This window comes from Methylotuvimicrobium sp. KM1 (genome assembly GCF_044788715.1).
GTDB lineage: Bacteria > Pseudomonadota > Gammaproteobacteria > Methylococcales > Methylomonadaceae > Methylotuvimicrobium.
In genome coordinates, this window is sequence record NZ_CP173170.1 from 3,501,946 (window position 1) to 3,517,561 (window position 15,616).

The 15,616-nt window shown below is 48.1% G+C and carries 10 protein-coding genes; 3 read left to right on the top strand and 7 right to left on the bottom strand.

From position 1 onward, the window contains the following. Nucleotides 1-8 precede the first annotated feature (8 nt). From ACINK7_RS15110 to rpsB, 5 genes are all read right to left on the bottom strand, one after another. On the bottom strand, nucleotides 9-773 hold the full coding sequence (locus ACINK7_RS15110) for an isoprenyl transferase (protein WP_404356448.1): 765 nt from the start codon (nucleotides 771-773) through the stop codon (nucleotides 9-11). Between the two features lie 12 nt (nucleotides 774-785). Further along, a complete protein-coding gene (gene frr, locus ACINK7_RS15115; protein WP_014149389.1) occupies nucleotides 786-1,343 on the bottom strand; it encodes a ribosome recycling factor in 558 nt (185 codons plus the stop codon). Continuing rightward, complete coding sequence (gene pyrH, locus ACINK7_RS15120; RefSeq protein WP_014149390.1) at nucleotides 1,340-2,068, bottom strand: UMP kinase; 729 nt, start codon at nucleotides 2,066-2,068, stop codon at nucleotides 1,340-1,342. The genes frr and pyrH overlap by 4 nt, the downstream gene beginning before the upstream one ends. A 387-nt stretch (nucleotides 2,069-2,455) precedes the next feature. Then, a complete protein-coding gene (gene tsf / locus ACINK7_RS15125; protein WP_404356450.1) occupies nucleotides 2,456-3,337 on the bottom strand; it encodes a translation elongation factor Ts in 882 nt (293 codons plus the stop codon). Nucleotides 3,338-3,452: 115 nt separating this feature from the next. After that, nucleotides 3,453-4,205: a 30S ribosomal protein S2 gene (rpsB, locus tag ACINK7_RS15130; protein WP_404356452.1), complete on the bottom strand. Its 753-nt coding sequence runs from the start codon at nucleotides 4,203-4,205 to the stop codon at nucleotides 3,453-3,455. A 327-nt stretch (nucleotides 4,206-4,532) separates the two neighbouring features. Between rpsB and map the strand changes: the two genes are divergently transcribed. After that, nucleotides 4,533-5,297 (top strand): type I methionyl aminopeptidase, encoded by a 765-nt coding sequence (gene map / locus ACINK7_RS15135; protein WP_404356454.1) that lies wholly within the window; start codon nucleotides 4,533-4,535, stop codon nucleotides 5,295-5,297. Beyond that, nucleotides 5,294-7,930 carry a [protein-PII] uridylyltransferase gene (gene glnD / locus ACINK7_RS15140; RefSeq protein ID WP_404356456.1) on the top strand — a complete coding sequence of 879 codons (2,637 nt, stop codon included), beginning with the start codon at nucleotides 5,294-5,296 and terminating at the stop codon, nucleotides 7,928-7,930. Before map ends, glnD begins: the two co-directional genes overlap by 4 nt. 325 nt (nucleotides 7,931-8,255) lie before the next feature. On the opposite strand, the gene ACINK7_RS15145 is transcribed toward glnD, so the two are convergent. Continuing rightward, entirely contained in the window at nucleotides 8,256-8,654 is a 399-nt protein-coding gene (locus ACINK7_RS15145; protein WP_404356458.1) for a PilZ domain-containing protein, read from the bottom strand. A gap of 675 nt (nucleotides 8,655-9,329) precedes the next feature. Here ACINK7_RS15145 and ACINK7_RS15150 point away from each other — a divergent pair. Continuing rightward, entirely contained in the window at nucleotides 9,330-11,072 is a 1,743-nt protein-coding gene (locus tag ACINK7_RS15150) for a multicopper oxidase domain-containing protein (protein ID WP_404356460.1), read from the top strand. A 637-nt stretch (nucleotides 11,073-11,709) separates the two neighbouring features. Here ACINK7_RS15150 and ACINK7_RS15155 read toward each other — a convergent pair. After that, entirely contained in the window at nucleotides 11,710-15,585 is a 3,876-nt protein-coding gene (locus ACINK7_RS15155) for an HAD-IC family P-type ATPase (RefSeq protein ID WP_404356462.1), read from the bottom strand. Nucleotides 15,586-15,616: the final 31 nt, after the last annotated feature.

A 15,616-nucleotide genomic window follows, 5' to 3' on the forward strand; every position in this document is an offset into this window, starting at 1 on the left:
TCAAATAGTTAGAGGGGGGCTGCTTTTGTGAGGATTTGCTCGCCGGTATGCCCGAAACGCCTTTGCCGAGTTCTAAAGCTTCCGATAGCCTCCTCTAGCGATTGCCGATTAAAATCGGGCCATAAGGTCGGCGTGAAATATAATTCGGTATAAGCTAACTGCCAGAGCAAAAAATTACTGACACGCTGCTCACCACCGGTTCTGATAAATAAATCCGGTTCGGGTAAGTCGGCAGTGGATAAATGTTGCCCGATCAGCGCCTCATCGATTTCTTGCTCGTTGAGCTCACCGCTTTGAATTTTCGCAGCTATTTTTTTAAACGCTTCGGACATATCCCATCGTCCACCGTAATTGGCAGCAATCACTAAAGTCAGACCGCTATTATCGCGGGTTTGAATCTCGCCTTCTGCAATTTTAGCCTGCAATTTTTCAGAAAAAGCTTTACGTTCACCGATAAACCTTAAACGAATATTGTTCCGATGCAACTTGTTAACCTCGCTTTGCAAGGTCGAAATAAACAAGTTCATTAACATCGAGACTTCAGACTCGGGCCGGCGCCAATTTTCGCTGCTGAAAGCAAATAACGACAATACTTCGACATTCGCTTCGGCGCAATATTCAACAATGGCTCTAACCGCTTTGACGCCAGCTTGATGCCCCATTGCACGTGGCATATGTCTTTGTTGTGCCCAACGCCCGTTACCATCCATGATAATTGCAATATGGCGAGGGTTTTGGTTCAATTTCGGAAGCGTTTCAAATTCTGCAGGCATCAATCTACTCCATTAAATAGACATTAAGTCCGCTTCTTTTTCTTCCAAGTGCTTCTCAATTTCTTTGATGTATTGGTCGGTCAACTTTTGAATTTTATCTTCGGCCGCGCGTGCTTCATCCTCGGAAATCATTTTTTCTTTTAGCGCATCCTTGATATCGGAATTGGCATCGCGGCGAATATTTCGTATCGCTACTCGTCCATTCTCGGCTTCTTGTTTGACGACCTTGACCAGATCGCGACGACGCTCCTCGGTTAGCGGCGGTAATGGGATACGAATCACATTACCATTAGAGGAAGGGTTAAGCCCCAAGTCGGAAGCCATTATCGCTTTTTCGACGGCCTTGACTATGGTTTTTTCCCATGGTGTAACCGTCAAAGTCCGAGAGTCCTCGGTCGCGACATTGGCTACCTGTGAAAGCGGCGTATCGGCACCGTAATACGGAACGGTAATTTGATCCAGTAGGCTCGGATGCGCCCGGCCTGTTCTGATTTTGGTAAATTCGTGCCTCAGCGCTTCGACACTTTTGCCCATTCGCTTAGCCGCATCTTGTAGAATATCGCTTATCATGCTTTTGTTCCTCGTTCAATCAGTGAGCCGATATCTTCGCCCTGCATCAGCCGCATTATTGCACCTTGTTCAAAAATATTCATTACGCGCATCGGCAAATTGTTATCGCGGCACAATACCAAAGCAGTGGCATCCATGACGTTTAAGCGTTGATCCAACGCCTCATCATAGGTCAATCTCGGATAAAATCGGGCATCCTTAACTTTTTCAGGATCAGCCGAATAAACACCCTTAACCTTAGTCGCCTTAATCATCAACTGAGCATCGATCTCAATCGCCCGCAGACTGGCTGCCGAATCCGTAGTAAAAAAAGGATTTCCGGTTCCGGCAGCAAATATCACGACCCGACCTTTTTCAAGATGTCTAACCGCTCTGCGGCGAATAAAGTCTTCGCACACTTGATTAATCTTTAATGCAGACATAACGCGAACTTGCAAGCCTAAATACTCCAAAGCATCCTGCATCGCTAAGGCATTGATTACAGTAGCAAGCATGCCCATTTGATCGCCAGTGACTCGGTCAAGACCTTCGGAAGCTTTTTGCGCGCCGCGCAAAATATTACCGCCCCCGACAACTAGACCGACCTGTATCCCTGCATCACATAATTCTTTAATTTCGCCGGCCAAGCGTTTCAGGATATCGGCATCGATACTGCCTCCCTTTTCGCTCATCAATGCTTCGCCGCTTAATTTCAATAAAATTCGCTGGCAGATAAAATTTGTCATTATCGATTTTTAAGTTGAGAAATGGTTAGGAAAGTGCATTTTATCTTAGGCGACCGACGCCACGATTTTTGCCCGTATTCTGCGTTGCGCAAACAGTTATATATACCCACTCATAAATCAAAAATACGGCACCGAAGTGTTAGGCGGATTTTTGCTCCTGCAAAATCCGCATTCACACCTTCCTTGGCGCTTGCGGATTTTTGCTCCTGCAAAATCCCCATTCAACCAGCACCTAAATCCCATTGGCTATGGTTAACTATCTTGGATAATTTAGGTGCTGGGTTTACGGCGCCCTTTGACGGGCACCCCGATGCCGAATTTTGATCTACGAAGAGTATAATCCGCTTGGAGTATAAAAACGAATCCCCGGATAAACCGGGGATTGAATTATGAGCCTCTGACTTGCGCCATGACTTCTTCGGCAAAATTTTCTTCTTTTTTCTCGATACCTTCGCCAACTTCGAACCGGGTAAAGCGAATAACGGCATTACCTTTTGACTTAACCAATTCGCCGACGGTGACTTTGTCGTCCTTAACAAAAGGCTGGCCCAACAAGGTAACTTCGGCAAGAAACTTTTTGATTCTTCCGCTCACCATTTTTTCGATAATCTCAGCGGGCTTTCCACTTTCCAAAGCTTGTGCGGAAAAAATTTCTTTTTCTTTCTCAATTGCTTCTTGAGAAACTTGATCTTCGGAAACACAAGTCGGGTTGATTGCAGCAACATGCATCGCAATGTCCTTACCTAATGTCTCATCGGCTTTTTCCAGCGCGACCAATACGCCGATCTTACTGCCGTGCAAATAACATGCAGCACCACCGCCGGACAAATTGTATTTTTCAAAACGTCTAATCGCGATATTTTCACCCAGTTTTGCAATCAGTTCGCGACGAACCTCGTCGACAGTCTTGCCGTTTGGCAGTTTCAGGTCCAACACTTGCTCGGGTGTTTGCACATCCGCGTTTAAAATAGCGTCGGTAACATTGTTAACGAAATTGACGAAATCATCACCTTTCGCAACGAAATCAGTTTCGCAATTGATGTCGGCAATCGCCGCCGTTTTAGCATCGTCGCTGACTTTTACGCCCACCACACCTTCCGCAGCGGTCCGTCCGGATTTTTTATCGGCTTTTGCTAAACCGGCTTTTCGCATATTTTCGATAGCGACTTCCAGATCACCGTTTGCTTCGACTAGTGATTTTTTGCATTCCATCATACCGGAACCGGTTCTTTCCCGCAGTTCCTTAACCATTGCAGCTGATATGCTCATTTCTCGTTTTTCCTCTTTATTCTTAACTATAAAAAACGCCTCCTGTTAGGAGGCGCTTTTCAGTTCAATGCGCCATTGCCTTTGAAGTGCTAGCCGCCCTTCACCGCACCGACGCTTACTCTGCGTTTGCTTCGACTTCTGATTCCTCAACAAAATCATCGACCTGGGCCGATAAGTTTAATGTCGCGGATTTCGCTTCCAATACTGCATCCGCTACGGATTGGCAGTAAAGTTTAACCGCTCGAATGGAGTCATCGTTACCCGGTATGATGTAATCAACGCTTTCAGGGGAATTGTTCGAATCGACAATCCCAACTACAGGTATACCCAGTTTTTTGGCTTCGCCAATCGCGTTTTTCTCATAACCGACATCCAATACGAACAATACATCGGGCACGCCTTTCATATCCTTAATGCCGCCCAAGCTGCGTTCGAGTTTTTCCAATTCGCGCTCCATCCCCAGCGCTTCCTTTTTGCTAAATTTATGATAGAGCGTTCCGTCCGTTTTCATCGCTTCCAATTCTTTCAATCGGTTGATCGATTTTTTGATCGTCTTGAAGTTGGTCAGCATGCCGCCCAGCCAGCGATGGTCGACATAAGGCATTCCACAACGCTTCGCTTCTTCGGCGACCGCTTTACGGGCTGCTTTCTTGGTGCCAACAAACAGAATAGTGCCTTTATTCGCGGACATTTGTCCCAGATAATTCATTGCGTCATTAAACAATGGAAGCGTTTTCTCAAGATTGATGATGTGAATCTTGTTACGGGCGCCAAATAGGTAATTAGCCATCTTGGGATTCCAGTAACGAGTCTGATGTCCGAAATGAACACCCGCTTCTAACATTTGACGCATTGACACTGCTGCCATTTTTTTCTCCTACGGATTATGTGAAACTTAATGTTTCGTTGGGTTACGCCTCCGCCTGCCCCCCTTGGCAACCCCCCCTTCAAATTAATCAAGAAAGGCACCCTACCAAGCGTGTCGACAAACGTGAGTATTTATAATACAAAAATGAACTTGCCTTTATATCATAATTAGATTTTAACAACAATTAATTCTCTGCTAAACTGGCAGGACTTCTTCGTTTGCTCAAGCCTTTAATTACTGTAATCTCCACCATTGATCAACTCCTTAGCGAGTTTGTTCAAGCAAACTCGCTTACTAGCTTACTTGCCAACATAAAGCCGTCAAATCATGGGTATCATCATTAAAACACCAAGTGAAATCGATAAAATGCGCGTCGCCGGTAGACTTGCCGCCGAAGTACTGGAAATGATCGAACCGCATGTTGTACCGGGCATCACCACCGAAGAACTTAATCAAATTTGCCACGACTATATTGTCGACGTTCAGCATGCGATTCCGGCCCCCCTCAATTACCACGGCTTCCCCAAATCGATATGCACTTCAATCAATCAGCAAGTTTGCCACGGCATACCTAGCAACAAAAAATTAAAAAACGGCGATATTATCAATATCGACATCACTGTCATTAAGGACGACTATCACGGCGACACTAGCAAAATGTTTTGTGTTGGTGAAGTCAGTCCCCACGCCAAACGCTTAGTGAAAATTACTCAAGAAGCGCTGTATCGGGGCATTGAACAAGTTAAACACGGAGCAACTCTTGGCGATATAGGCCATGCGATACAAAAATTCGCCGAATCGAATCGTTATTCGGTCGTCCGGGAATTTTGCGGTCATGGCATAGGCCAAAAGTTTCATGAAGAACCGCAAGTGCTGCACTACGGCAAACCAGGAGAAGGCGTTGCTCTTGAAGCCGGCATGATTATTACGATTGAACCGATGCTTAATTTAGGCAAACGCCATGTGAAGGTGTTAGCGGACGGCTGGACCGCGGTGACCAAAGACCGCAGCCTTTCGGCGCAATGGGAACATACCATCCTAGTCACTGACCACGGTTACGAAATCTTGACGCTAAGACAGGAGGAAATGTGACAGAAGCCTTAGACCATATCCACTATTTCACACAATCCGATTATATCATTGCTTTTAAAGAGCTAATTAAATCGAAAAACCTAGAGCTTGAGCACGCATTTAACCCACAAGAACCGGTCACGCCTTTACTGGTGGCCAAGGCTGAATTCGTCGACGAAATCTTGATCAGCGGCTGGGATCATTTCCTCGGTGAATCCGCCGATCAATTGAGCCTGATTGCGGTAGGCGGATACGGTCGAAAAGAATTGTTTCCCTTTTCAGACATCGATATCGTCGTATTATTGGACAAAGAGGCCTCTACGGAAACCCAGGCTGCATTAGGGCAGTTCTGCAATTTCCTTTGGGACATCGGTTTAAAACCAGGATTAAGCGTACGCACAGTCGAAGAATGCATTCAATCCTGTATCGACGACCAAACCATCATGACCAGTCTAATGGAAACCAGACTATTGCGCGGCAATCCGAGCTTGTGCGCAAAAGTACTCGAACCGATAAACAGCGGAGAGATATGGCCGTCAAACCGGTTTTTTGCTGCCAAAATGCAGGAACAGGAACATCGCTATTTTAAGTTTCACGATACCGCTTACAATCTGGAACCCAATATCAAGGAAGGACCCGGCGGACTTCGCGACATGCAGATTATTGCCTGGGTTTTTAAACGCCATTACGGCTCTTCAACCTTAAAAGAATTAATTAAATACGGCTTCTTGCCCGAATCCGAATATGAAGAACTGGTCACTGCGCGTAACGTACTTTGGCGAATCCGTTATGCACTTCACCTGTTAACCGGTCGCTGCGAGGATCGCCTGCTATTCGACTTTCAACGAGACTTGGCCGAACAATTCGGATTCAAAGGCGCCGACCCGAATCAATCCGTCGAAGAATTCATGCAGCATTACTATAAAACCGTAGTCGGCTTAGAGCGGCTCAATGAGATGCTACTACAACTATTTAACGAGCGTTTTATCGGCGGAGAAACGACTTATCAACAAATCCAAACCAAAACTACAAAACTCATTGCTATTAACGGCTACTTAGAAGCCGAAACGGATAGCCTTTTCGAGGACAACCCACTAGCATTATTGGAGATTTTCCTAGTCATCCAGCAAAATCCTTCGCTAAAAGGCATCCGATCAAAAACGATTCGCTTAATCCGTAAAAGCCTGCACCTGATCGACGATCAATTTAGAACCGACAAGCACGCCAATCATCTATTCATCGAGATTTTACGCCAACCCCGAGGCATCACGCACGCACTTCGACGTATGAATCGTTATGGCGTACTCGCCGCTTACCTGCCTAGCTTCGCTCACATCGTTGCCAGAATGCAGTACGATTTATTCCACATATATACCGTGGACGAACACACCCTATTCGTAATTCGCAATTTGCGACGTTTTTCGTTAGAAAAGCACACCCACGAACTGCCATTTTGCAACGACATTTTTTTGATGATCCCGAGACCCGAGCTACTTTATATCGCGGCATTGTTTCACGATATAGCGAAAGGCAAAGGCGGGGATCATTCGCAAGTTGGCGAAGAAATCGCCCAAGCATTTTGCCAGCAGCACGACCTGTCTAGACATGATACTAAGCTCGTCACATGGCTAGTCCGCAATCATCTGATTATGTCGATGACGGCCCAGCGCAAAGATATCAGCGACCCAGACATCATTCATGATTTCGCCACTCAAGTCGGTAGCACCGAATATTTAAATCATCTTTATTTATTGACTGTCGCAGACATACGCGCAACCAATCCGGAACTATGGAACTCTTGGAAAGACGCATTATTGAAAGAACTCTATAGCGCAACCTACAACGCCTTGCGTCGCGGCCTCAAGAACCCGATCAATATCAGCGACAGACTCGAAGAAAATAAAACTGAAGCCTTGGAAGAACTGCTGAAACTAGGCATTTCCGAAGCAACTATTCATGCATCATGGAAACATGTCGGCGATGAATACTTTCTTAGATATACTGCCGAAGAAATTGCTTGGCAAACGATTGCGATCGCATCCTGCGACGAACCTGACCTGCCACTGGTGTTACTCCGCCCACAAACTCAACGAGGCAGTGCAGAAGTCTTTATTTACACCCGTAACGAAGACTTTATTTTTTCAATCAGCACCGAGACCCTCGATCAACTCGGTCTTACGATTCTCGACGCAAGGATCGTTACCACTAGCGATCAGTATGTATTGAACAGCTTCCAAGTTCTCGAACAATCAGGCGACCCGATCAAGGATTTACACCGAGAAGTGCATATTTGCACAGCGCTCCGTAAAAATCTAAAAGAACACCACATCAACAAACAAAAAAATATTCGACGCCAATCGAGGCAAGCTCGACACTTTCCAATACCGACAACGATTTCATTTCACGAGGATCCGCAAAGACGCTTTACGGTCATGGAACTCATCACAACAGACCATGCGGGACTTCTTTCCAAAATCGGCCATGTACTCAACGATCACAACATTCAACTACACGACGCCAAAATCACCACGATAGGAAGCCGCGCAGAAGACATGTTTTATTTTACCGATTATCAATCTAACCCGATTCAAGACCACGAAACATTACAAAATTTGGAGCAAGCCATTCAATCCGCATTACGCGACCATTTATAACCCTAGAAAAGCATTTCACCATGAAGATCATGAAGATAATTCAATAACTTGCCCAACCTTAACAAATGAAACCCCATAGCCTAAAGACCGAAAAATATTAAAGCTGGGCTTGCTATTCGTTTGTATGGAGCTTTCGCTCACCAAAAAGATTAGCAAGAATGTTTAGGTAACTTCTTAAATTCCTTCAGGAACTTCATGTGCTTCATGGTTAAACCGCCGAACTTAGGATAACCCTTTTGTTAGTCGAATTTCGAATCCGGGAATATCCAGTAAAAGTCGCTTGCAGGGCGGATTTCGGCTCCAAGCAAAATCCCCCCGCTATATATCATAAAGACGACATCGTAACTTCGTTCGAAGCCAGTCGATTTTCTATAAAACGAATAAGGTTCTCATAACCGTCACCTTCGAGATCCTTATATCGCATACCGATTTCGCAACGGTCCCTTGCTATCCGGCGGGAAAACTCAACATTACAACGCGCTTTTACCTGTAAAGGGCGATCGCCGGCAAGCGGCAAATCCAGCCATGCATTTAATTCCACCGGGCGACCGTTACGGATGTAACATCCGCCCGGTGTCATCAAATTCCGCTGCAATATATTGCATTGGATCGAGAACCCGTCACTTGAAGTATCAATCGCCAATACTTTGAGACGCACCCCCTCTTCATTGGTAACCACAACAGGCAAATGCGCAGCAACACGAGGATAAATTTTCTTTTCCATAGCCATCTCCGACCGACCAAATATTGTCATCAGAATTCTAGTCTATATATTTTTTTTTACCAGAATAAATATACAGTTGTCGCTTACACCTCATTCACTTAATTAGATTACTCAGCCGCGAAACAGCCCCGCTTGACAACATTCTCGAGAGCATCAATCCGAAATAACCCACAAGAACCGGCTCTCCGTTATCAAAGAGCACTTTGTGACCTACCGAAATGAAATCAATCGAATCGAGGTCTTGACTTTAATCAACCGCTACGAAAGAATCTCCTGTATAATTTTCAAACAAGTTATGTTTTTTACCGCTCTTACACGACCGAAAAACGTCTAATTTAAGTTAGAAAGCATTAAGCGTTACCGACAAGGCCGGCAACCATCGGACAGGCGCTATCATTAAAACATCATAATAAACAGCTTTATCTAAACGTTTCTCAGTCGATATGGAGCATACCTTTCGCACTTCAAATTTCGACAGTGCCGGAGGAGGCCTCGGGGTGCTCGATAAAGGCTTTGCCAGCATGGAGCTGGCATAGAGCCTACATGGACGTATTTACCGCGTCCTTTAACGGGCACCCCGAGGCCGAATTTTCATCCACGATGAGTATAAATAAACTTTCACACTTTTTCCGAGTCACAATGACTCGAATCGTGTGTTTTTTCAGAGGTCTTCGCATGCACAAAAATTTCCTTACCCTTCTCTGCGGCGCCATGACGCTTATTGTTCCGCTTGAACTGCAAGCAGCCAATGATTTGCCGCCTTCCGCTAAAATTGAATTGGGCAAATCAGAAGAAGTCTGTTCCGACTTCACGTCACCGAAATGGAGAGACGCACAAGCCATCGACGGCGTCGAGATTCAAGAATCGAGACTTTGCAACCCCGACAATCCGGCAGAAATTGCCGCATTCGTAAAAGGCACGAATAACATCAGCATGTCGACGTTAATGGATACTCAATTGGCCGCCGACTCGATCATCAAAACTAAAGACGTCGACGGCGACGGCGACCCCGACCATATCATCATAAAACTCGAAATCGTCGAATTAAACGGTCGATCTCCGGATAGTACCGAATTGACTACTCAATTCAATATTGCGCCAGGCGTACAACCCACCTTTTGGGTATTCGCGCCTAAAACCCGCGACATGTCGACTCTGAGCCTCTACGAACCGCTAGCCAATGCTCTACTGCGAGTTCCTTCGCCGACCATACGCGTAGAAGAAGGCGATACCGTCTGGCTGGTTGTCGAAAACACCCACCACATGCCGCATTCGCTGCATCTGCACGGTGTAGACCATCCTTATATGGACCATAGCGGAAGCGGGAATGACGGCGTCGGACAAACCAGTGCAATGGACATCATGCCCGGTGAGAGTAAAACTTATGTCATCAAACCGCGCCAAGCCGGTTCCTTTTATTATCACTGCCACGTTCAGCCGCATACCCATATTCCAATGGGTTTGCAGGGCATATTCGTCGTAGAAGAAAATCGTCCAAACAATTGGGTACAAACCTTCAATGTCGGCAATGGCCAAGTTCGACACCCGTCGGTAGCGGTTCAGGAAAAATACGCCCGCGAATACGACTTGCATTATCAGTCGGCAGACAAGGAATTGCATGAACTGGCTCGCTCGGCCAACGACCCGCGCCTGCTCGCGCAAAAACTGAACATGGAATACGACGTCACCGATGCAACAGACGATTATTTCATGCTGAACGGTCGCTCATTCCCGTACACGATCAGGGAATCCTTGGTTGAAATGCAGCCGAATCAAAAGGTCAAGCTTCGTATACTAAATGGTCACACCGACGCATTGGGCGTTCATATCCATGGACATAGACCCATGATCACCCATTACGACGGCATCGATAACGGCCCGGGATCTTATATCATGCGGGATGTCCATACCATGGTACCTGCTCAACGCATCGACCTGGAACTTGACGGCACCGACGACGGCTTACATAGCTTCGGCGAAGGGGTCTGGATGATGCATGATCATGTCGAAAAGTCATTCACTACCAACGGCATCGGCGAAGGCGGCGATATCAGCTTGGTCGTTTACAAAGATTTTCTTGACGAAAAAGGAATTCCGAAAATGCAAGGCTGGACTCTGGCGCCTTATTTCACGAAAGAGTTCTGGCAAGGCAAATACCCGCTATGGCAAGATTACGACAAGTGGCGCAGCTTAGGCCTGCCTGACGCTCGCGGTTATAAAGCTCCGTTGCCGTCTCCGCCGCAAATGATGCTTGAAGGCCCGTCTAATTCTTCCGCTTCGACTACGACGGGCTCAGAAAAATCGTTTATCGGCGATTTATTCTCCGGATTGATTTTAGGCATCCTTGCTTACATGGCTATCGTGCGGCGCGAAGACATTTTCGCCTTGTATCATAAGCTCGTTAAGAAGCCTGCCTAAATTTTAACTTGGCTTGCGGAATCCCCAAAGGATTCCGCAAGCCACATCAATTTCCTATCCCAACACAAGTCAGATTGTCTATACAAAAAATGAGCTTATTTAAGGTTATGTTCGCGTTAATAGTTGATGCCCATTTGAACTCAAAGTCAGCAGAAGCCAAAAGATATAGCTCTAAATAACTAGCTTTTTTCACTATTGAGCGGATTGTTGAAAGGAGGGCACGGTTGCTCGATTGACAGGTGTCGGCGGCAGGGAAGATTTTTGCTCCTCGGCAATTGCTGAGTTACAAGGATGTAACGAATGCAGAAAATGCAGGAGCATTTTTCTGCCCTGCATCGCCTAAAGCGCCTACTGTTGGTGCTCTAATATACGCCATCCTTGGCGTTTAGCCGCCGCCAAGCCCCCATGAATGGGTTTACGGCTTTCCTCGACTGGCATACCCCGCAACCTGAACACGGAGAAATTTCTCAAACTGGGAATTGCTGGGGTAAATACGTCCATGCTGTCCCTCGCCTAGCGTTAGGTGAGGGACCGAGCACCCCCGGGCCTCCTTCGGCAATGCCGAAATTTGAAGTGCGAATCGTTCAACAAATTCGGATAGGTCCGGAGTTCAAGGCACGAAGACCGACGGATATTTCTATTTCGAAACCGTTTTCGTCAAGCATCTCGTTATCAATTTTCTCGTTTCGTCGAGCACTAAAACGCTCGAAGCAACCAGTGTCGTAACCAGCCAGTCGACCGGATTCAGTGCTGTCGTTCCAAATACCTTTTGCGCGGGCGGCCAATGAACGACCACGATTTGCAGCAAAACGACGACAAACAGCGCTAACCATAATTTTCGGTTATGAAAAAAATTGCGGTTGAACGCTGTTTCGTGCTCGGCTCGGGCGTTGAATACGTTAAAGAACTGATACAGCACAAAGGTCGTAAATGCCATCGTAACTGCATATTCAGGATTGCCCTGGTCAAGACCATAGCTAAATACCGACAAGGTACCGATCATCATCGTCATGCCGTAAGCCACCAAGCGCAGCAAACGACCGCCGGAAAGAATCTGCGCACCTGGACGACGTGGTGTTTCTTGCATCAAACCGCTACGAGCCGGTTCGATACCGAGCGTCATCGCCGGCGGACCGTCCATGATGATGTTGATCCACAGCAATTGGATCGCCGTAAACGGCATCGGCAACGCCAATAACGTGGATGCCAACACCGTCAAAATAGCGGCAATGTTTGTCGAAAGCTGGAATCGCACGAACTTGATGATATTGTCGTAAATAACCCGTCCTTCCTCAACCGCATGAACGATAGTCGCAAAGTTGTCGTCGGTCAACACCAGCGTGGCGGCCTCTCGTGTCACCGCCGTGCCGGTGACGCCCATTGCGACACCGATATCGGCGGCTTTGAGGGCCGGCGCATCGTTCACGCCATCGCCGGTCATCGCGGTGATATGACCGCCGGATTTCAGTGCGTTCAGAATCGCAACCTTGTGCTGCGGCGAGACCCGTGCGAATACAGCGATATCGTCAATGCGCTGGCTCAATTCGTTCGGCGACATCCGGTCGAGTTCGGCGCCGGTAACGACGCCCCCCGACAGATCCAACTCGTTCGCGATCGCCTCCGCGGTCGCTTTATGGTCGCCGGTAATCATTTTGACTTGGATTCCCGCCGTTTTACAGTGCGTGATGGCTTCCGCTGCTTCGGCTCGGGGCGGGTCCATCAAACCGACCAGGCCTAAAAACTCCCAAGCTTCGGTCCATCGCCAAAGATCGCCTTTCGGGTCGAATTCATTCGCCGCGATTTCCCGTCTAGCGACGGCAAGCACCCTCAACGCTCTGTTGGCAAGGCGATCGTGTTCGGTTTGGATTCTGTCGAGCGACGACTCATCGAGCGGCACAGTATCGTTATCGCCGAGGCAAAAGCGCGAATGCTTCAACAAAACGTCGGGTGCGCCTTTGATAAACATGTCCACAACGTTTTCGCGCCGGTGGAAAGTGGCCATGAACTTGTGCGCAGAATCGAAAGGAATTTCCGCAATTCTCGGCGAACGTTCCTGTTCGAGAGCGGGGTCGAGCCCGCTTTTTTGCGTCAATACGAAAAGCGCGCCTTCGGTCGGATCACCAATCAACTCGCCGTCTCGTACGCTCGACTCGGTACAGAGCGCCATCGGCAGCAAAAACGGTCGCCAATCCCGATCGCCGGAGCTTTCGATACGACCATCGGCCCGATACCCTTCGCCTGTGACATCGAAACGTTGACCGGCATACCATCCCGAACGGGCCGTCATTTGATTGAGTGTCAACGTGCCGGTCTTGTCGGTGCAGATGACCGTAGTCGATCCGAGCGTTTCGACCGAAGCCAGTTTTTTGAGAATCGCGCGTTTTCTCGCCATTCGCCACATACCGATTGACAGCGTAACCGTAACGACGGCGGGAAGCCCTTCCGGCACCGAAGCCACGGCCAGTGCAATAGCCGTCATGGCCGCATCGGTCCACGGAGCTCCGCGTTGTATCGTCAGAGCAAAGATAATCAGCACGATCGCGCCGGCGAGAACAGCCAGGCGCTTGCCTAAAACATCGAGTTGTCTTTGCAGCGGCGAAGGCGAATCGGGTGCTTGCGAAATCATTTCTGCCAAATCACCCATGACCGTACGCATCCCGGTGTCGGTGATTATCATTGTCGCCCGCCCTCTTGTGACGACCGTATTCATAAACAAGAGGTTGTTTTGTTCGGCCAACGGCAAATCGTCTAAATCCAGCTTTTCATGTGTCTTCGCAACGGCTTGCGATTCACCGGTCAACGCCGATTCCTGCACTTCGAGACTGTGGGCTTCGACCAAGCGGCCGTCTGCCGGCACCCGATCGCCGGCTTCGAGCAAAACGATATCGCCAGGCACCAATTCCGCCGCATCGATCTCCTGCATTTGTCCGTCGCGTCGCACTTTTGCACGCGGCGCCAACATGCTTTTCAATGACGCCAATGTCTGTTCGGCACGATGTTCTTGATAAAAGCCCAAACCGGCATTGAAAGCGACGACGATCAAAATTACGATGGCATCTTTCAAATCACCGATAAACCAGGCCAGCAGGGCCGCCAATAACAAAACGACGATCAGAAAACTTTTGAATTGATCGAGAAATTTAAGCCAAAGCGGACGCGGCGGCGATTCAGTCAAACAGTTTTCGCCGTGCAATTTTAGCCGATGACGGGCCTCTGCCGCGGTCAGTCCCGTTACCGAATCGGTTGCGAATTCCGCAGCCACCGTCTCGACCTCAAGCGTGTGCCACGATCCGCGCTGGCGATTTACCGACGCGGACGATCGATCATCCAGATCGATCGATGCAGCTCGATTATCGTCGTTGACCTCGGCATTGAATTCGCGGATGAAGATTTCCCAAAACGCGACAAATAGAGCGGCAATCAACGGTCCGATCACGAATCCGTTCATGCCGAACCAGACTAAACCGCCGAGCGTCGACAACAATATGATATAGTCGGGCAGTTTAGTGTCACGGCCAACCAGTATCGGTCTTAATAAATTGTCGACCAAACCGATCACGCCGGCACCGAATCCGATCAGAATCAAGCCATGCTCCCAGTCGCCGACAGCAAACAAATAAATCGCGACCGGCATCCAGATTAGCCCAGCGCCGATAACCGGAATCAGCGACAATAGCGCCATCACAACGCCCCATAGCAACGCGCCTTGTATGCCGAGCAATGCAAAAATGATTCCGCCCAATGCACCTTGAACTGCGGCGACCGTCAGATTACCTTTGACGGTTGCTCTGATGACTTCAGTTAATTTCGCGAAGAGTAATTTTTCGCGCTCGTCTCCTAGAGGTAAAGCTTTTATCAACAACGCCAGCAAAGCATGACTATCGCGCAACATGAAAAATGCGACGTACAACGTCAAGCCAAGGCTGACTACAAACTCCATCGTGCTTTGACCTATCTGAACGGCATTCTGGGCAATATGACGGCTGACAATGATCGCTGCATTCGAGAGATGTTCCTTAAAGATATCAAGATCGAGATGCAGGCGTTCCAGCAAGCCATGAACCGCCGGAAACCCCTGTTTGATTTGAGCGATATAACGGCTGAAATCGATGTCGCCGCTTTGCAGTCGCTGATACAGTTCCGCACCTTCCTGAAAAAAAGACACAACAACGAACAGGGCCGGAGCGATGCCGACCAGAAGACAAATCGCCAATGTCGCGAGCGCCGCCGGATTCGGACGCCCCCACAGCTTGACAAGGCGCACATACAGCGGGTGAAACAACATTCCGATCACGCAAGCCCAAAAAACGGCGCTGAAAAAAGGTTCGAGCAAATGCAAGAACAACAACGTGACCAGGACGAGCATCAATAGAAACAATCCATGCTCTAATCGTATGCGGAAACGGTCGGAATAACCGGTACCGCGATGAGCGGAATGCTCGGGTCTGTCTTTGGTTACTGTTTTATTATCTTCGTCTCGCATCGTCATCAATTCCGTTACACTGAGCTTCATCGGATCGAACTAATATAGCAGAAGCCCAACT